This window comes from Algoriphagus halophilus (assembly GCF_041729275.1).
GTDB classification, from domain to species: Bacteria; Bacteroidota; Bacteroidia; order Cytophagales; family Cyclobacteriaceae; genus Algoriphagus; species Algoriphagus halophilus_A.
Genome location: NZ_CP146486.1, coordinates 5,045,777 through 5,064,262 on the forward strand (window position 1 = coordinate 5,045,777; position 18,486 = coordinate 5,064,262).

Annotated in this window: 15 protein-coding genes and 4 pseudogenes; 8 read left to right on the forward strand and 11 right to left on the reverse strand. The window is 39.2% G+C overall.

Annotated elements, in window-relative coordinates; all coding sequences use genetic code 11:
• Positions 1–41 precede the first annotated feature (41 nt).
• A complete protein-coding gene (locus tag V8V91_RS27285) occupies positions 42–1,304 on the forward strand; it encodes a S8 family serine peptidase (RefSeq protein ID WP_373398132.1) in 1,263 nt (420 codons plus the stop codon).
• Between the two features lie 88 nt (positions 1,305–1,392).
• Here V8V91_RS27285 and V8V91_RS27290 read toward each other — a convergent pair whose 3' ends face one another.
• The 4 genes and pseudogenes from V8V91_RS27290 to V8V91_RS27305 form a co-directional block, all read right to left on the reverse strand.
• Positions 1,393–1,716 carry a hypothetical protein gene (locus V8V91_RS27290; protein WP_373398133.1) on the reverse strand — a complete coding sequence of 108 codons (324 nt, stop codon included), beginning with the start codon at positions 1,714–1,716 and terminating at the stop codon, positions 1,393–1,395.
• A 74-nt stretch (positions 1,717–1,790) separates the two neighbouring features.
• Entirely contained in the window at positions 1,791–3,464 is a 1,674-nt protein-coding gene (locus tag V8V91_RS27295; protein ID WP_373398134.1) for a c-type cytochrome domain-containing protein, read from the reverse strand.
• Between the two features lie 56 nt (positions 3,465–3,520).
• Positions 3,521–4,972 (reverse strand): annotated as a pseudogene (locus V8V91_RS27300) (DUF1501 domain-containing protein).
• 1 nt (position 4,973) lies between these two features.
• On the reverse strand, positions 4,974–7,289 hold the full coding sequence (locus V8V91_RS27305) for a PSD1 and planctomycete cytochrome C domain-containing protein (RefSeq protein WP_373398135.1): 2,316 nt from the start codon (positions 7,287–7,289) through the stop codon (positions 4,974–4,976).
• A 343-nt stretch (positions 7,290–7,632) separates the two neighbouring features.
• Between V8V91_RS27305 and V8V91_RS27310 the strand changes: the two genes are divergently transcribed.
• Together V8V91_RS27310 and V8V91_RS27315 are read left to right on the forward strand one after the other, a co-directional pair.
• Positions 7,633–7,968 carry a hypothetical protein gene (locus V8V91_RS27310; protein WP_373398136.1) on the forward strand — a complete coding sequence of 112 codons (336 nt, stop codon included), beginning with the start codon at positions 7,633–7,635 and terminating at the stop codon, positions 7,966–7,968.
• A 1-nt stretch (position 7,969) separates the two neighbouring features.
• On the forward strand, positions 7,970–8,416 hold the full coding sequence (locus V8V91_RS27315; RefSeq protein WP_373398137.1) for a hypothetical protein: 447 nt from the start codon (positions 7,970–7,972) through the stop codon (positions 8,414–8,416).
• A 76-nt stretch (positions 8,417–8,492) separates the two neighbouring features.
• On the opposite strand, the gene accC is transcribed toward V8V91_RS27315, so the two are convergent.
• From accC to pdxA, 7 genes are all read right to left on the reverse strand, one after another.
• Positions 8,493–9,842 (reverse strand): acetyl-CoA carboxylase biotin carboxylase subunit, encoded by a 1,350-nt coding sequence (gene accC / locus V8V91_RS27320; RefSeq protein WP_373398138.1) that lies wholly within the window; start codon positions 9,840–9,842, stop codon positions 8,493–8,495.
• A gap of 27 nt (positions 9,843–9,869) precedes the next feature.
• Entirely contained in the window at positions 9,870–10,343 is a 474-nt protein-coding gene (accB, locus tag V8V91_RS27325; protein ID WP_373398139.1) for an acetyl-CoA carboxylase biotin carboxyl carrier protein, read from the reverse strand.
• A gap of 94 nt (positions 10,344–10,437) precedes the next feature.
• Positions 10,438–11,001, reverse strand: a complete 564-nt coding sequence (gene efp, locus V8V91_RS27330) for an elongation factor P (RefSeq protein WP_373398140.1) — start codon at positions 10,999–11,001, stop codon at positions 10,438–10,440.
• Between the two features lie 29 nt (positions 11,002–11,030).
• Positions 11,031–12,029, reverse strand: a complete 999-nt coding sequence (locus V8V91_RS27335; protein ID WP_373398141.1) for a beta-ketoacyl-ACP synthase III — start codon at positions 12,027–12,029, stop codon at positions 11,031–11,033.
• A gap of 230 nt (positions 12,030–12,259) precedes the next feature.
• Complete coding sequence (gene rpmF, locus V8V91_RS27340) at positions 12,260–12,451, reverse strand: 50S ribosomal protein L32 (protein ID WP_008201274.1); 192 nt, start codon at positions 12,449–12,451, stop codon at positions 12,260–12,262.
• 77 nt (positions 12,452–12,528) lie between these two features.
• Complete coding sequence (locus tag V8V91_RS27345) at positions 12,529–13,035, reverse strand: DUF177 domain-containing protein (protein ID WP_373398142.1); 507 nt, start codon at positions 13,033–13,035, stop codon at positions 12,529–12,531.
• Between the two features lie 109 nt (positions 13,036–13,144).
• Positions 13,145–14,167: a 4-hydroxythreonine-4-phosphate dehydrogenase PdxA gene (gene pdxA / locus V8V91_RS27350; RefSeq protein WP_373398143.1), complete on the reverse strand. Its 1,023-nt coding sequence runs from the start codon at positions 14,165–14,167 to the stop codon at positions 13,145–13,147.
• A gap of 119 nt (positions 14,168–14,286) precedes the next feature.
• Between pdxA and rsmA the strand changes: the two are divergent.
• From rsmA to V8V91_RS27375, 5 genes and pseudogenes are all read left to right on the forward strand, one after another.
• A pseudogene (gene rsmA, locus V8V91_RS27355) lies at positions 14,287–15,071 on the forward strand (16S rRNA (adenine(1518)-N(6)/adenine(1519)-N(6))-dimethyltransferase RsmA).
• Positions 15,058–16,424: pseudogene (gene mgtE, locus V8V91_RS27360) on the forward strand (magnesium transporter). The pseudogenes rsmA and mgtE overlap by 14 nt, the downstream one beginning before the upstream one ends.
• An 8-nt stretch (positions 16,425–16,432) precedes the next feature.
• A complete protein-coding gene (locus V8V91_RS27365) occupies positions 16,433–17,362 on the forward strand; it encodes a 2-hydroxyacid dehydrogenase (RefSeq protein ID WP_373398144.1) in 930 nt (309 codons plus the stop codon).
• A gap of 162 nt (positions 17,363–17,524) precedes the next feature.
• A pseudogene (gene greA / locus V8V91_RS27370) lies at positions 17,525–17,997 on the forward strand (transcription elongation factor GreA).
• A gap of 40 nt (positions 17,998–18,037) precedes the next feature.
• The gene (locus V8V91_RS27375) at positions 18,038–18,430 is read left to right on the forward strand and encodes an HIT family protein (RefSeq protein ID WP_373398145.1); all 393 of its coding nucleotides are present in this window, start codon (positions 18,038–18,040) and stop codon (positions 18,428–18,430) included.
• Positions 18,431–18,486: the final 56 nt, after the last annotated feature.

The following is an 18,486-nucleotide window of genomic DNA, read 5'->3' on the forward strand; positions in this document are numbered from 1 at the left end:
ACTCAATGGAGCCGATTTTGTATTGTTTTAACATCTACCTTATGAAAAAGTTATTGATTTCATTACTATTTTTTATGATTTGCCTAACAGGTTATTGTCAAAAAACCTATGTGGTGACGATGAAAGCTTCTTTTGAAGTTCCAGTTTTTGAAAACCGCGCAACCAATTCGGATAGAATCAGGCAATCTGATTTAAACAAAGACAAGAGAAATCAGAAAAAAATAAGGCTTCAGGAATTCCTTAATAGGAAAGGAATCAGAAATGTGAAAAACCAATTTTTTGACCTAAAAGTAGGCTTTGTTGCACCCTTGACAGACCAAGAGCGAGAGAGTCTATTAAATGATCCACAAGTAGAAAGCGTAGACGAAGACATTGAGATTCAAGGTAGACCGATTATGCAAAGCACTCCTGATTCTCAGGGTAGACCAATTATGCAAGGTAGGCCTATCATGCAGTCAAACGATATAGAATCTTCCTGGCTGTATGATGAAGGAAATAAAGCTAGTTGTGCCATCGCCCTAGTGAATGGTTCAACCGATAGTAATAACCGAAAAGAAAGTATTTGGGTGGTAGATACAGGAGTGGATGCCAACCATAGAGATTTGAATGTAAATCAATCTTCCAGACTTGCAACAAGCTTTGTAGATAGTCAACCATTTAATGATATTTTGGGACACGGAACGCATGTTGCTGGTTTGGCTGCAGGTAAAGGTTCAGGAAGCTTATCTGCAACTGGAGTATCTTCAGGAGCAGAAATCATCCCAATTAAAGTGTTTGATAATAATGGAGTAAGTAGCTGGGCTAAGATCCTTTTAGCTCTGGATCATATTGCAAACTTTGGTCAACCTGGTGATGTGGTATTAATGAGTTTGGGTAGTTTTGATGTATCTAACTGTGCTACCTCTAACCCAGCATTAACATCGGCTATTATGACAATTGCTGATAGCGGAATGTTTGTGGTAATGTCTGCAGGTAATAACAATGGAAATGCCACTCAAAATTTACCAGGATGCATCAATGGACCTAATATCTTTACAGTAGGAGCGTTGGATTTCAGCTGTGGTGCTTTAGGAGGAAAGTATGCGGCATCTAACTTTGGTTCTGGCGTTGATTATTTTGTGCCAGGAGCAAATATCTTTTCAGCTTGGCCAAATCAAAATGGGCAGAATGCCTATCAAATCATGTCTGGAACCTCTATGTCAGCAGGAATCATGGCAGGAATTGTACATGCTACCCGAGGTGCTCCAAGATCTTCAGGAACCATTACCATCAATGGAATCAGCTATAAAATAGCTTCTCGATAAAAAGGACCCGAGTTATAAAAACGAAACCCCCAGTAAATAGCTGGGGGTTTCGTTTTTTTGAAACTGGAGGAGATGCCTTTTTTTGATTTTATTCTTCCAATAATACCTCATCAATGAACACCCAACCTTTTTCTCCTGCCCCTGGATGCCATTTAGGAAGCCTTGAAATAGGGGTGAGCCTTACTCGGATTTCTTCAAATGATTCTTTTGGAAGGTCAAAAGCAAGAGCTTCTAATCTAGGTAACTTAATTTCTTCGCTTTGAGTGGGAACCTCCTTTTCTACTAACGTCCAATTGTCTCCTTTTTTTACCCATATTTCTGCCAAGCTTGGAGGAAATATATAGGCACTTTCGTTATAAAGAAGACTTAGAACAATTCTAGAAATCTTTTTGTCATTTGGAAATTTGACCACAAAATCTGCAGGATTATCCTGATACCCGAGCCATTCTCCTGTAGTATGGTTGTTTTTTCCTTTGATTTGATCTTTTAAAGTCGCCCCACCATTTGCGCTATATTTTTTTCAGGGTTCTTCAACAATACGATTTCTGATGGATGAACTCCAGATTTGAAGAGGAGGATACTTTCCGTGTCACTTCCTTTCCAGTCATTGGCAAATACTCTTGCTGAAATTTTTGAGGTATTGCTGATCCAAAGCGGTTCGGTATATTTTGGACTTTGGATACTATCAGGCTCGGAACCATCTAAGGAATATCGAATGTCGACTGTTCCTATAGGATGTTTGATTTCCAGCAAAGTGCTATCCTGAAATAGGACTTCATCAAATACCAATTTGGGAGCATTCAATTCATACACAAGGCCTGTTGCATCAAAACCAAAATCGATGGAGACATCCTTTAACTGATCCATCAACTGCCTTTTCCCATCTTCGCTAAAATCTGTTTGCCAAGCATAAATGCTTCTCAAGTTTTTGAATTTCAACAAACTAGGAATGACTTCATCTCCCACACGGTTCCCGGAGATGGCTAAACTTTGAAGGTTTTCTGCCTTTGTCAGACTTTCGATTTGTGAATTGGAAATGTCCGCGAAATTCAATTGGATTTCTTCAAGGTTTTTGAAGTCACTTAAAAATGAAAAGTCTACATTTTCCAAAGGCATTTTATTCAAGTTGAGCTTTACCACTTGTTCTTTTACCTTTTTTAAATCTAAGAGTGATTCTGGATCAAATGCTGAAATTCCAAAATAGGATACTTCCAATGCCGGGGATTCTGGATAAATTGGATTTACTTTCCTGAAAAAGTTATTGAGTTCCCCAATCAGTTCAGGGTCTGCTGCTTTGAAGGAATAAGTTTTTGTATTACTGAATTTTTCTGAAGCAAAGACAAATAGCTCGTTTTCTGGAGCTAATTCCACTACTTTTTTATCAAAATCAGCTCCATGAAGTACCCAGGCTGTAAGAATTTCAATCTCTTCCTCAGTAAGTTGTTCCTTGTTTTTAGGAGGCATATGCTCTTCTTCCTCTTTGGGAAGGTGAATTCGTTGGGTCAACATGGATTCATTCACGTCACCGGGTAATATGAATGGGCCGGATTTTCCACCTTTTTGAATCCCCTCCAGATGATCCAAGCGTAGTTCTCCTTTTATTTTTCCTTCTTTATGACAGCTTTGACATTTGGCCTCCAATATGGGCTGAACCATGTCCCTAAAGACTTGGGCATCCGCTAATTGAACTTGAGGGACTTCGTCAGTTTTGATAGGGGCCAGGAGGAAATCACTACCATGAGTTAAATTGGCTCCAAAATGTCCCGTCAGCACCACTGTTCCCGCTAATAAGAAAGAAAGCGGTTTGAAAATTGGACCTTTCTTTTGGCTCAGAAAATAGATAAATACTGAAAGGATATAAGCAGCAATACCCATCCATTGGTGCCAGTTGAGTTCAGCGCCTTCATAATCTTCTTGTGCTAGAATGAGACCCGCGATTACTGTAATGCCTGCAAAATTACTACCTATTAACAAGCAATAAGTCCCGACTTTTTTGACTTCCTCTTTTATATTGGGAATCCAGAAAACACGATACCCATCAGGATCAAAACAATGGGAAAGTGGAGTAAAAGCGGATGAGCTCTTCCAATTACCTGAAGCCAGTCGGGAATCAATAAATGGGTGCCTGCAATTGATAATATCAATGCCAACCCTAACCAAACGAAAAGAGCGTTTTCGAGTAGTTGTTGAAATCGTTTTGTTTGAAGCATATGGGTTTAGGCAAGTAAATCTTTGACAACCTTTCCAGAAACATCCGTCAATCGATATCTCCTTCCCAAGTGTTTGTAAGTAAGCCTTTCATGGTCTATCCCCATTAAATGGAGCATGGTAGCTTGAAAGTCATGTACATGAACGGGGTTTTCCGTAATGTTATAACCAAATTCATCCGTTTCCCCATATACCATTCCTGACTTAACTCCGCCGCCAGCCATCCAGATGGAAAAGGCCCTAGGGTGATGGTCCCTGCCATAATTGTTTGGCTGTATTTTACCTTGGCAATAATTGGTTCTTCCAAATTCACCTCCCCAGATCACCAGTGTTTCATCTAACAAACCACGTTGCTTGAGATCCTTGATGAGTGCAGCTGAAGCCTGGTCTACATCTTTGGCCTGCATGGCCATTTGGTCTGGTAAGTCCCCATGTTGGTCCCAGCCTTGATGATATAATTGTACAAACCGAACGCCACTTTCGGATAGTTTTCTTGCCAAAAGACAGTTGGCTGCGTAGGTACCCGGACTAAGCAATCTGGCCCGTACATTTTAATGATGCTGTCAGGTTCTTTGGAAACATCTGTCATTTCAGGTACGGCTGTTTGCATTCTGAACGCCATCTCATACTGTTGGATTTTCGCACTGATGGCAGGATCGTTAAATTCTCTATAACTTAAATCATTCATGGCAGAGATTTGATCGAGCATTTTTCTACGCTCATCTCGGGACATGGATTTGGGGTCTTTTAAATACAATACAGGATCTTCTGAATTTGAAAATTGGACCCCTGATGAGTGGCATCTAAAAATCCATTACTCCAAAGTTTAGAATATACTCCTTGACCATTTCCTTTTCCTCTACTAAGTAGTACACAAAAGGCGGGTAGATTGCTATTTTCACTTCCTAATCCATAGCTCAACCAAGAGCCCATACTAGGTCTATTCCCTACCTGAGCTCCAGTTTGAAAAAAGGTCAGAGCGGGATCGTGGTTGATGGCTTCGGTATGCATGGATTTGACGATACAAATATCATCTACCACACTTGCTGTATGGGGGAATATTTCAGAAATCCAGGCCCTGGATTCACCGTATTGATTGAATTTGAAATAAGAACCGACTAAAGGGAAAGAACTTTGCCCAGCGGTCATTCCTGTCAATCGTTGCCCTTTCCGAATGGACTCAGGAAGTTCCTGACCCATATTTTTGTTTAGAAGTGGTTTGTAGTCAAAAGATTCCAATTGGCTAGGAGCCCCATTTTGGAATAAATAAATAACCCGTTTTGCTTTTGGTGCAAAATGGGGAGGGCAGCCATAATTGCCTCCTCGTCAGGACTTCCTCCTTTGAATAAATCCGGTATCAGAAGTGATCCTAATGCCGCACTTCCTACTCCCAAGCTTAACTTGGACAAAAATTTTCTTCTATTAAGATTTAATCCTTGCTCTAATAGTTCCTTTTCCATCTTAAATCTTTGTAATCGTTTCTTCCAAATTATATAAGCTGACTATCACTTGCATTAAGGCAGCATTTCTAGCGGTTTCCTGACTTGGGTCAATAGGATATTCCCCAACTTCCAAGGTGGGTTTTATCTGGTCTTTGTTATTCTCAAATCGCTCCAATTGATCTTCAAAATAAGCTTCCAATAAATCCTGTTCCTCGGGTTTCATCTCTCTACAGAGGATTCTTTTAAAGGCATGTTCTATGGCCTCTGAGTCCTCGTTAAATTGAGTTCCAAGATTCATCGCAAGTACTCTCGATGCCTCCAAAACCATTGGGTCATTGAGCATCACCAAGGCTTGTAATGGAGTATTGGTCCTTCCTCTTCCCACCTCGCATTGGTCTCGATTACTTGCATCAAAAATGATCGCTTTTGGAGGAGGAACAGTTAGTTTGATAAAGTTGTAAAGGCCTCTTCTATAAAGGCTCTTACCGGTATCTTGGACATAGGTTGCCAAGACACCTCTTCCGGAAGATGCTGCTTCCCATACACCCTCAGGTTGGTATGGTTTGACGCTTGGTCCTCCGAGTTCCTGATGCAAGAGGCCGCTACTTGCCAACACCAAATCTTGAATATTTTCTGCAGTAAGCCGTAGTCTTGGAGCCCGAGCCAAATAGATGTTTTCAGGGTCAACGGCTAAATGTTCTTTTGTGATTTCAGCAGATTGCTGATAGGTGGCAGAACTTAAAATTTGTTTGAGTAACCGCTTGATATCCCAACCATTTTCCATAAAGTCCACCGCCAACCAGTCGAGCAGTTCAGGGTGACTTGGTAAATCCCCTTGCATTCCAAAATCACCGGCAGATTTTACGATTCCCGTCCCAAAGATTTCTTGCCAAATAAGATTGACAAAAACTCTGGCAGTCAAAGGATTGTCTCGATTTACGGTCCATTTTGCCAATCCAAGTCTATTGGCCTCTAAATCCTCAGGAAATTCCAGTATTGAGGAGGGAGTAGAGGCAGAAACTGGAAGGGATGGAGCATCATAAACTCCTCTATCCAAAATATAAGTGGTTCTTTTTTCCTCTCCTTCCAATTCACCCATCACAGAAACACTAAGTTTTGAGGTGTCTTGGTAATTAATAAAGTCCATGATCCCAGAAAGGTCCTCATGATCCATCCATAAAATAGGAGTTTTGGCAGGTTTGGAAACCGAAACATCCCCTTCATATCCCTTTTCAGGAGTATTGTTGAAGAAGGCAAAAAACTCGTAATAATCCTTCTGTGAGAAAGGGTCGTATTTATGGTCATGGCATTGGGCACATTCCATGGTAATCCCTAAAATCCCCTTACTGAAGGTATTGGTTTTATCTAACACGTATTCTATTCTATACTCCTCGTCGATTACGCCACCTTCTTCGGTGTATTTATGATTTCGGTTAAATGCCGTTGCAAGAATTTGTTCCTTGTTGGCATTGGGCAATAGATCACCGGCTAGTTGCCAAGTGATAAAATCATCATAGGGAAGGTTTTCATTGAATGCATGGATCACCCAATCCCGATAAGGCCATTGGGTTCGAATATTATCATCTTGGTACCCATAACTATCTGCATATCTGGAAATATCCATCCAAAGTACGGCAAGTTTTTCCCCATAGGAAGGATCGGATAAGAGTCCATCTATTAAATCTTCGTAAGTATACTCCCCTGAAAAATCCTTAAAACGATCCAATATTTCTGGGCTAGGAGGTAAACCTGTCAGATCCAAACTTGCTCTTTTGATCAATTCAAAGGGTTCTGCCTTAGGATTCGGGTCCAACCCTTTCTCGAGCAATTTATGGTAAATGAATTGGTCTATTTCATTGTTGGCCCATTCAGTTTCTTCTGGAACTACAGGTTTTTCTGCCCTTGTAAAGGCCCAATGTGGTTCGTATTGAGCTCCTTGTTCAATCCATTTTTTAATGAGCGCAATTTCATTTTCAGTCAATGCTAGGTTAGACTCTGGAGGAGGCATCAGTTCACCTGGATCTTCAGAAGTGATCCGGTGATACACTTCGGATTCTTCAATTTTTCCTGAAACAAGAGCGAATTTGCCCGGGCTTTCTTTTAAAGCTGCAAACGCTCCTTCTTCTGTATCCAATCGTAAATCTGCCTCCCTTTTGTTTGCATCGGGGCCGTGGCAAGCAAAACACTTATCTGAAAGGATGGGACGGATATGGAAATTGTAACTGACTTGATCAATTTTAGCCAAAGAGTTAGTCTCCTTATTCTTTTCCTGACAGGAAAAAAACACTGCGAAAACCGGCAATAAGGCCAAAATATGTAACTTCTTAAAGGTCATTTGGGATAGTTTAACGGCATTAAGTTATAAAAAATTTTTATAAAAGTCCGATGATTTTTAATAAAAAAAAGATTAATTGAATCCATTTTTTTATTGTCTAATGTATTGGAAATTAGTGTTTTTGCCTAATAAAAAACCTGTTTTTAGTAAGAATTACAAAAATATCAAATCTAGAAATTTCAGGTATTTGAGACATTTTTCGAGCTTTATTCAAAGGAAAAATATGCGGCCTATATTTTCAAAATATTGTATGTTCATTCTTTTGGTGTTTTGCTTTTCTAATTGCAAGACGTATCAGAATATTGATTGGATCAAACCCAAGCTTCAAAAAGAAGAAAGGAGTGTGTTTTTTGAACCTAGACAGATTTCAAGAATCAAAGAAGGAGATAGCTTAATGGTGATAGCCAGTAATTCTAAAAAATACTATTTGATCTATTCTGAATCGGTAAATGATTCCATTCAAGGATTATTTTGGAAGTTTGAAAATCAAACTTTTGAATTTCCGAGCTCCAGAAGGATTGCATTTTCGGAAATAGAAGAGTTAAGAGTTAGAAAATTTAATTTGGGGACAACTTTGGGAGTAGGTATTGGGGTGCCAGTGATGTCTTTGGTTATTTATTGGGGAGTGATAGTTCACCAAGCTGTATCTGATCTAGAAGATTATTTAGATGACAACTAATATGAAGGAATCTCGATTTGGACAATTTTTTGTTAGGAGCCCAATTGGGATATTTTTGTTGGTGTTTTTAGTTGGAACCTCATGTAAAACGTATCAGAAGGTAGATTGGATCAAGCCAAATCTACCCGTAGAAGAAAGGAGCAAGTATTTTGAACCAAGACAACTTTCGCGATTATCTGAGGGCGATCATTTGTCTGTTTTAACCACGGATAGTACTGCTTATGAAATTACTTTTAAAGAAATCAGAAATGATTCAATTCAAGGATCTTTTACTCGGAAAAATAGTTTAAGGATAAGAGTCCCTTTTGAATCAGGAATTCCAATTTCTGATATATCTGTCCTCAAAGTAAAAGAGGTCAATGGTTGGCTTACTTTTGCAGTTTTTATTGCAATACCAGGAACTTTTTTGTTGGTGGCCTTGAGACATTTAAATACACACGGTTTTTAATCGCTCTTTGTTCATTGTTGAAAATAAAAAAAGCTGCCCATTTACAGGACAGCTTTTTAATTGGTATAAGGTTGGATTATTTTTTAATCACAGAGAAATCAAATGTTTCCAGGAATTTAGTGGTAAAATTACCTGCTTTGAACTCAGGGTCTTCCAATAGGGCCAAGTGGAATGGGATGGTGGTTTTAATGCCATCGATGACAAATTCCTCCAAAGCTCTTTTCATCCTTACAATTACCTCTTCTCTGGACTGACCGCTTACAATAAGTTTTGCAATCATGGAATCATAGTTAGGAGGGATTACATATCCAGCATATACATGTGAATCCACTCTTACGCCTCGGCCTCCAGGGATATGTAAGTTTTGGATTCTACCCGGGCTAGGTCTGAATCCATTTGCAGGATCTTCTGCATTGATTCTACATTCCATGGCATAAAGTTTAGGAATGTAGTTTTTGCCACTGATGACGTCTCCAGCAGCCACCTTGATTTGTTCTTTGATCAAATCAAAATCAGTTACTTCTTCAGTAATTGGGTGTTCTACTTGAATCCTGGTGTTCATCTCCATGAAGTAGAAGTTGCGGTTTTTGTCCACCAAAAATTCGATGGTTCCAGCTCCTTCATAACCAATTGCTTCGGCTCCTTTGATCGCCGCTTCACCCATGGCTTTCCGTAATTCATCAGTAATAAATGGAGAAGGAGTTTCTTCTACCAGTTTTTGATGCCTTCTTTGAATTGAACAATCTCTTTCGGAAAGGTGACAAGCTCTTCCATTTTTATCACCGATCACCTGAATTTCAATATGTCTTGGTTCTTCTACGAATTTTTCCAAGTAAAGACCGTCATTTCCGAAGGCAGCACCTGATTCCATTCTTGCATCATCCCAAGCTTTTTTAAATCCGCTTTCTTCTTTGACGATTCTCATTCCTCTTCCACCACCACCGGCAGTAGCTTTCAGAATTACTGGGTAACCCATTTCATTTGCAAGCTTGATTCCTTGCTCTATGGAATCCAATAGTCCTTCAGATCCTGGAACAGTTGGTACCCCTGCTTCTCTCATGGTGGCTTTAGCAGTTGCCTTGTCACCCATTTTGCCAATCATTTCAGGGCTGGCACCGATGAACTTAATGCCATATTCTTCACAAATTCTGGAAAACTCAGCATTTTCCGAAAGGAATCCATAGCCTGGATGAATGGCATCTGCATTGGTGATTTCTGCAGCAGCAATGATTCTTGGTATGTTCAAATAAGAATCCCGACTAGGAGCAGGGCCTATGCAAACCGCTTCGTCAGCAAATCTTACATGAAGACTGTCTTTGTCAGCAGTAGAATAAACAGCAACCGTTTTGATCCCCATTTCCTTGCAAGTTCGGATCACTCGTAATGCTATTTCACCTCTATTGGCGATAAGTATCTTGTTAAACACGGTTTTATAGTTTAGTTGGAAAAATTATTAACCAGCAGGATCTACTAGGAATAAAGGTTGATCATACTCTACCGGAGTAGAATTAGTAACCAAGATTTTTACAATTTTTCCTGAAACTTCAGATTCAATTTCATTGAAAAGTTTCATTGCTTCGATAATACAAACTGTTTGTCCAGGCTTTACAGTGTCACCCACATTGACAAAAGCAGGTGAATCTGGATTAGGAGTCAAATAAAATGTACCAATCATGGGCGATTTTATTTCAACTAAATTAGAGTTTTCTGCAGGAGCTGGAGCTGGAGCAGCAGGAGCCGGTGCAGCAGCAGGAGCCGGCGTAGGCGCAGCAGCCACAGGTGCAGGTGCTGGAGCAGCCTCGACTACACGTACATTGGATGAATCTTTTTTAATAGACAACTCAAACTCATCCGTTTTAATTTTTACTTCAGCTAAGCCTGAATTTGAGATATAATCGATTAGCTCTTGAATCTCTTTAGGTTTCATAGTCTCGTTTTTTAAAGAATGTCCTTAGACAGTTCAGAATTGGGTTTAAATAAAAATAGCTGAATTCAATCAGTATTGATTTCAGCTAAGTTAATTATTTTACTCTTTCAGAATAAGATCCATCTCTGGTATCCACTTTAATCATGATATCCTGTTCTACAAACAAAGGAACCATTACAGTTGCTCCAGTTTCCAGAGTAGCCGGTTTTAGTGCATTGGTTGCAGTATCTCCTTTAATTCCTGGCTCTGTATAAGTAATCATTAATTCCACGAATGGAGGTAATTCCACAGAAATAGGAGTTTCAGTTTCATCATGAACAAGGATATCAACCATTTGTCCGTCCTTCAATAAATCTGGTCTTTCGATCAATTTCTCTTCAATAGGAATTTGCTCGAAGGTGTTGGTGTCCATAAAATGGTACCCCATATCATCCTTATATAAGAATTGATGAGGTCTTTTTTCAACTCTTGCAGTTTCTACTTTTTCACCAGCATTAAAAGTCTTATCCAAGGTTTTGCCATTGGTCAATCCTTTCAATTTTGTTCTCACAAAAGCAGCACCTTTTCCAGGTTTTACGTGTTGGAAATCAACAATGGAATAAATCTCATTGTTCATCACCAGGCAAAGCCCATTTTTAAAATCTGCAGTACTAGCCATATATTCAATTATTATATTAATTAATCAATTTACTTAGGGTCGTAAGCCCATTTCAAATAAAGTGCACCCCAGGTAAAACCACCGCCAAATGCAGCAAGAATTAAATTGTCTCCTTTTTTCAATTGGCTTTCGTAGTCCCAAAGACACAGTGGAAGGGTTGCAGCAGTAGTGTTGCCATACTTTTCTATGTTCATCATCACTTTGTCAGATCCGATGCCCATTCTGCTGGAGGTTGCATCAATGATTCGCTTGTTGGCCTGGTGGGGTACCAACCATGCAACATCATCACTGGTAAGGTTATTTCTCTCCATCACTTCTGCACTGACATCAGCCATGTTTGTTACTGCAAATTTGAACACCGTAGACCCTTCTTGGGCTGCAAAATGCTCTCTTGCGTCTACAGTTTCATGGGTGGCAGGTTTCATACTTCCTCCTGCTTTCATATTGAGGTACGGAGCTCCCGATCCATCAGCGTGAAGCAAAGCATCCATTATTCCAAGTTCATCAGTAGTCGGCTCCAGTAAAATAGCTCCAGCACCATCACCAAAAAGAATACAGGTAGTTCTGTCTTCGTAATTCACTATAGAGGACATTTTATCAGCCCCTACCACGATTACTTTTTTATGTTGACCAGTTTGGATAAACTGACTTCCTACTTGCATGGCATACAGGAAACCGGAACAAGCGGCTGAAATATCAAAGCTAAAACTGTTTTTTGCCCCGACTTTGTCGGCAATGATATTGGCTGTTGCCGGGAAAGGCATATCAGGAGTAACGGTAGCGCAAATGATCAAATCTATATCAAGAGGGTCGGTTTGGGTTTTTTCCAGCAAACCTTTGATTGCTTCTACTGCCATGACAGAAGTACCCTGGTTTTCACCTTTAAGGATTCTTCTCTCTTTAATGCCTGTTCTTGTGTAAATCCACTCGTCGTTGGTATCTACCAGAGTTTCAAGTTCTTTATTGGTTAAACGGTATTCAGGAACATATCCTTGAACTCCGGTTACCATGGCTCTGATTTTGTCCATTATTTTTTGGTTATAGTAAGGAGCCCCAAATATAAAACTCCTTAAAATGGGTTGAAAGGTTGGTGTACTTCCTTTGGGGATTGCCAAAAATATTATAATTGTCTCTGACCACCAAAACAAAAACTACCAACGGTTATCAATATACTGAAAGACAGGGAATTGAATTCCTATTAAAACAAAAAATCCATTCTTAAATCAAGAATGGATTTTAATATTACTAAAATAGCTAATTAAGCTAGTACCTCTTTTTCAATGATAACTTGTCCTTTGTAGTACAATTTACCGTCCAACCAGAATGCTCTGTGTGGCAAGTGCATTTCGCCAGTAGTTGGGCATTTAGCCAAACCAGGAGCCTCTAATTTATAATGAGTTCTTCTTTTATCTCTTCTGGTTTTCGAAATTTTTCGTTTAGGATGTGCCATTTTATATGTGGTTTATGATTATTCCTTGTTTTTTAAATTTTTTAATGATGCCCAGCGGGGATCAATTTCTTTTGTTTCTACTTCTGAGTTGTCCTCAAGTTCATCTTCGTCAAAATCATCATCCAAATAGACAATTCCACCTTCTCCTTCAAAATCATCATCATCCAGTTCATTACGGTAATCAGGATGGATTTTTTTGCAGGAAGGTTGATCAAAATGAATTCATAGATCAATTGAGCCACATTGACTGAAGGAGTGTCCCTCGTAATCATAATGACATCTTCATTGATTTCTACTTCTTCACTGCCATATTTATAGATCATGGTTTCATGAATATCTAAGGGCTGGTCATACTCCTCAAGACTTCTGTCACAGGTAAGTCTGAATTTTCCTTGGATATGGAAATCCATTTCTATCAAATTGGCACCTTTTTTCATATTGACCCGTACGGTCAAATTGCCTTTTTCGACAAGATGATTGTCCTCAAAATGTTGAAAGAACGAATCGTCGATTTCGAAGTCGATTTCGTGTCTCCCCTCAACGAACTTAATTACCTCAATATCAAAGGTTCTCCAGAATTTCACGATTCCTCCTCTCGATTTAAGACCGCAAATTTAGGGAATTATTTAAATAGGATAAAATAGATTGTAAAATAATATTTGGTTAGCTGCGGAAATCTAGCCAATTTTTTATCTAACCCTCTTGATTTTCCTGTTCATGCTGGGAAATAATGTCCGATGCAAGGAAAATTGCCGCTCTCATCGAACCTTCATCCGCCACATTTTTGCCTGCTATATTATAGGCAGTCCCGTGATCAGGAGAAGTTCTTATAATCGGTAAGCCAGAAGTGAAATTCACTCCAGAACTGAATGCAATAGATTTGAAAGGAATTAAGCCTTGATCGTGGTACATGGCCAAAACCCCGTCAAATTTGGATTGGTGCATCATTCCAAAGAATCCATCTGAAGGATAAGGCCCAAACACCATTTTATTTTGGTCTTTCAATTCACGTATCGCAGGCTTGATGATTTCTTCCTCTTCTTTTCCCAGTAAACCATCCTCACCAGCATGAGGATTCAATCCTAGAATTGCAATTTTTGGTTTAGTGATCCCGAAATCCTTTACCAAGGTGTTTAACAGCAAGTTCGATTTTTGAATGATCTTTTCTTTGGTCACTGCTTGGGGTACTTGGGCCAACGGAATATGTCCTGTAACCAATCCCACTCGAAGGGTGTCCGAAACCATTAACATCAAACTTTCTTTCGCTCCAACAGAAGCTGTAATGAATTCAGTATGTCCCACAAAATGCAATTCCTCTGAATTGATATTGTTTTTATTGACTGGAGCAGTTACCAAAGCTTGAATATGACCATTTTTAAGATCCTCCAAGGCTTGAGAAATCGCCTCTATAGCCATCTTTCCAGCTTCTTGCGTTTCCACTCCAGGGATCACTTCTGGGCATTCCTCCATGACATTGATGACATTGACACGCTTATGCTGAATCTCATTCAAGGATTTAATCTGAACAAAATTAAAATCATCTATACTCAGGATCTTCTTATAGAATGAGATTGCTTTGCCATGCCCATAAATGAGTGGGGTAAAGTTTTTGAAGATACGGTTATCAGATAAGGCCTTGATCGTTACTTCAATCCCGACTCCGTTTATATCTCCGATACTAATCCCTATGATGGGTTTGCTCTTTCTTATGTTCATATAATTTTGGGCTTTGCGATAATTGGCTTTTAATTGCATGCCAAAGTACACTGTAGTCCTTTAGGAATATTATCTTATTTTTGAAGCTGCAATTTATAAAAAATAATCAGAGCTAACCGATGGAAAAAGTCAGAGCCAAAAAACATCTTGGCCAGCACTTTTTGACCGATTTAATTATAGCAGAGCGAATAGCTTTGGCGGTCAAAGGGCATGGAGGAGTGACCAAGGTCTTGGAAATCGGACCTGGAATGGGTGTGCTCACAGATTATTTACTAAAATCAGATCTGGAGTTGTACCTAATTGATATTGATAAAGAGTCAATAGAGTACTTAAATAAGAAATATCCTGAGCTTGGCGATAGAATTATTTATGGAGATTATTTGAAGTACAATTTCAAAAAGTAATTCCGGATCAATATGCCATAGCAGGAAACTTTCCTTATAATATTTCATCCCAGATTTTCTTTAAAGTTCTGGAAGTAAGAGATCAGGTGACAGAAGTTGTTTGTATGCTCCAAAAAGAAGTAGCAGAAAGAATTGCATCTCCAAAAGGGAATAAAGATTACGGAATTTTGTCTGTGCTTCTTCAGGCATATTATGATATAGAATACCTTTTTTCTGTTCCTCCTGAAGTTTTTGATCCTCCGCCGAGAGTGAACTCAGGTGTGATCCGTTTGGTTAGAAATGAAGTGGAAAGCCTGGACTGTAATGAAAAATTATTTTTTCAGGTGGTAAAAGGAGGTTTTGGAAATAGAAGGAAGACACTGAGGAATTCATTGAAATCCTTCCAGCTTCCGGAAGATTTAAAGACCAACCCTTTAATGGATAAGCGTGCCGAGCAATTGGACGTGGCAGATTTTGTTTTTATCGCACAACAAATAGAAGCTTCCCGTGGAAATCATTAAGCAATTTGAACTTTCGAAAGAGTATTTAGAAAGCCTCAGACAGGGGATAGAGGAGGAGAATAATGCCTTTATCCAAGATTCTTTGGAAGGAGCAAATGTGGCTGATGTGGCTGCCATTTTGGAGGAACTTTCCATGGAGGAGTCCATCTATGTGCTTCGCCTTTTGGATAATCAGTTTTCTGCAGATATTCTTATTGAGCTGGATGAAGATACCTTGACCAGAGTATTGAAGGAAATGGAAGTTCCTGAGATAGCCAGCTTAATCGAATGCATGGACTCTGATGATGGGGCAGATATATTGAATTTGCTTTCTCTTCGGGAAAGGGAAGAGGTCATCGGATATTTTACAGATCGACAAAAATCCGAGCAGATTCTAGAGCTTTTGCGCTATGAAGAGGATACTGCAGGTGGTATTATGGCAAAGGAATACATTCGAGCTAATAAAAACTGGAATGTGGTTCAGACCATCAATGAAATCAGAAGACAAGCGGAAAATGTGGATAAAATCTTCTCCATTTATGTGGTTGATAATAAGCAGCAGCTACTAGGAAGGGTTTCTTTGAAAAGAATTGTCCTGGCATCAGAACAGACTAAAATTGAGGATATTTACGAGGATGAGGTAATTTCTGTGCCCACTTACATGGACCAAGAGGAAGTGGCAGAAATCATGCGAAGGTATGACTTGGAAGCAGTTCCCGTTGTCAATGTGAAGAACAAGCTCGTGGGAAGAATTACCTTTGATGATATTTTGGATATTATCAGGGAAGAAGCAGAAGAGGATATCCAGGCGATGACAGGTATTTCTGATACGGTAGATGAATATGATAGTGTGATCCGTTTGACCAAAGCGAGATTGCCCTGGCTGCTAATTGGGATTGTAGGAGGGCTATTTGGAGCTGGATTTATAGGTTTTTTGAAGAAGGTTTGAATAAAGTGACGGCCTTGGCATTTTTCATTCCTCTGATCACCGCGACAGGAGGAAATGTTGGAATTCAATCCTCTTCTTTGGTAGTTCAATCCCTCGCTAGTAAATCAGCTTTTGATGATTCTTTTACTAAGCGATTTCTAAAAGTGCTTTCGGTTGCGATTATCAACGGTTTGATTTTGGCCACTTTTGTCTTTGCAGTGGTTGTTTTATTTTATCAAAATGAAGTTTCATTTGCTTTGGTTGTATCCATAGCCCTATTCTCTGTGGTTTTATTGGCGTCTTTTATGGGGACAATTACCCCAATCCTTCTGGATAAAGTTGGAATAAATCCTGCCTTGGCTTCAGGGCCTTTTATCACCACAGCCAATGACTTACTGGGACTTGCCGTATATTTTTTAGTAGCAATGTCTCTACTACATATTTAATACTACCCATGAAAATATTGATAATTGACAAAATGCATAAGAGTATTGTCTCTATGCTGGAAAAGAAAGGTCATCAGGTTACTTATTCTCCAAAAATTACCAGAGAGGAAATACTGGATCAAGTGTCAGCATATGACGGGTTGATTATCCGATCTAAAACACCAATGGATCAACCACTTTTGAAGAAAGCAGTCAATTTAAAATTCATTGGAAGGGCAGGGGCAGGGCTTGACCAGATTGATTTGGATTACTTGGTCAACAGAGGAATCAAACTGTTTCATGCAGCCAAAGGGAATCGAGATGCTGTGGCTGAACATGCCTTGGCCATGTTGTTGGCTCTTTTTAATAATATTAAAAAATCAGATGCTGAGGTCAGAAAAGGTATTTGGGATCGTGAAGGAAATCGAGGTCATGAGTTGATGGGGAAAACTGTCGGGATCATGGGTTACGGCAATATGGGGAAATCTTTTGCTAAAAGACTTAGAGGTTTTGGAGTGGATATCTATGCTTACGATAAGTATAAATTGAACTTCGGAACTAATGAAGTGAAAGAGGTGATTTGGGAAAAGTTAAAGGCTGAAGCGGATATCTTAAGTATTCATGTTCCTTTGACTCCAGAGACCAGGAATTTCCTGACCCTGCAAGAGTTGGAAAGTTTTGCACGTCCTTTTTGGCTGATCAACACAGCAAGGGGTGAAGTAATCAGTTTTAAGACCTTGAATGAAGCTTTGGACCGCGGCATCTTGTTGGGAGCAGTGTTGGATGTTTTGGAAAATGAAAAATTTCAAAAGTTCACCGAGGAGCAGAAAGAAGAGTTTGAAAAGCTTGCTTCTAGAGAAAATGTGCTCTTTAGTCCTCATGTAGCTGGCTGGACATTTGAGTCTTATAAAAAAATAAATAAAGTCTTAGTAAAGAAGATAACAAAAGCGTTTAAATAGCTGTTTAAAGACTCTATAAGATATTTTTGGCCAATGCTTGTAATTGTTTTGTAGCAATTGGTTTATTATCTTTGAGCATCAAATAAAGACATCTGACAAAGTAACGGTCACCAAAACGCGACCGTTACTTTGTTTTTGGTGCCTTTCTAATTGAGTAAAATTATGGGAAAAGTACAATACTACACAGAAGAAGGATTGAAGAAATTGAAGGATGAACTTCAAGATCTTAAGACTAGAGGTCGTACCGATATTGCTAAGCAAATTGCTGAAGCAAGAGATAAAGGTGATTTGAGTGAAAATGCAGAGTATGATGCTGCCAAAGATGCGCAAGGTCATTTGGAATTGAAGATTGCTAAGCTGGAAGCAGTAGTAGGAAATGCACGCGTATTCGATAATTCTCAAATGGATACATCCAAAGTGGGAATACTTAGTACTGTAAAAATTAAAAATGTGAAAAACGGAATGACCGTTTCTTATACTTTAGTATCTGAAGAAGAGGCTGATTTGAAAGCTGGGAAAATTTCTTTGGGTTCTCCGTTCGGAAAAGGATTGGTTGGGAAGAAAAAGGAGAGGTAGCAGAAATCAATGCACCAGCAGGAATACTCCAATTTGAAATTTTAGATATTACTTATTAACTATTTATCCCGGTAATCCGGGATTTTTTTGTTCAATACTATGGCTTCAATTTTCACCAAGATTATAAATAGAGAAATTCCCGCTCATATTGTAGCTGAGGATGAGAATTACATTGCTTTTCTGGATATTATGCCTTTGGTTAGGGGACATGTTCTGGTGATTCCAAAACAGGAAGTAGATTATATTTTTGATTTGGACCCTGAAGTGTTGGCGGGCTTACATGTCTTTGCGCAAAAAGTAGCCAAGGCCATAGATAAAACCATTAAATGTACTAGAGTAGGAGTAGCGGTTATTGGTTTGGAAGTGCCTCACGTTCACGTTCACTTGGTTCCTTTAAGAACTATGGATGACATTAATTTTGGCAGACCAAAATTAAAACTCACTCCTGAAGAACTGGCAGAAATTGCAGAGGTGATCAAAAGTGGTTTGTAAATTAAAACCTCAAAAAAAGTAAAGCTGACTTGTGAGAGCCAGCTTTTTTTGTGACT

Bases quoted from the DNA above. Each gene is read 5' to 3' on its own strand.
- V8V91_RS27285 (WP_373398132.1), top strand. From the start codon at position 42: ATGAAAAAGTTATTGATTTCATTACTATTTTTTATGATTTGCCTAACA.
- V8V91_RS27305 (WP_373398135.1), bottom strand. From the start codon at position 7,289: ATGACCTTTAAGAAGTTACATATTTTGGCCTTATTGCCGGTTTTCGCA.
- V8V91_RS27335 (WP_373398141.1), bottom strand. From the start codon at position 12,029: ATGGACAAAATCAGAGCCATGGTAACCGGAGTTCAAGGATATGTTCCT.
- efp (WP_373398140.1), bottom strand. From the start codon at position 11,001: ATGGCTAGTACTGCAGATTTTAAAAATGGGCTTTGCCTGGTGATGAAC.
- V8V91_RS27365 (WP_373398144.1), top strand. From the start codon at position 16,433: ATGAAAATATTGATAATTGACAAAATGCATAAGAGTATTGTCTCTATG.
- pdxA (WP_373398143.1), bottom strand. From the start codon at position 14,167: ATGAACATAAGAAAGAGCAAACCCATCATAGGGATTAGTATCGGAGAT.
- V8V91_RS27375 (WP_373398145.1), top strand. From the start codon at position 18,038: ATGGCTTCAATTTTCACCAAGATTATAAATAGAGAAATTCCCGCTCAT.
- V8V91_RS27315 (WP_373398137.1), top strand. From the start codon at position 7,970: ATGAAGGAATCTCGATTTGGACAATTTTTTGTTAGGAGCCCAATTGGG.
- rpmF (WP_008201274.1), bottom strand. From the start codon at position 12,451: ATGGCACATCCTAAACGAAAAATTTCGAAAACCAGAAGAGATAAAAGA.
- accB (WP_373398139.1), bottom strand. From the start codon at position 10,343: ATGAAACCTAAAGAGATTCAAGAGCTAATCGATTATATCTCAAATTCA.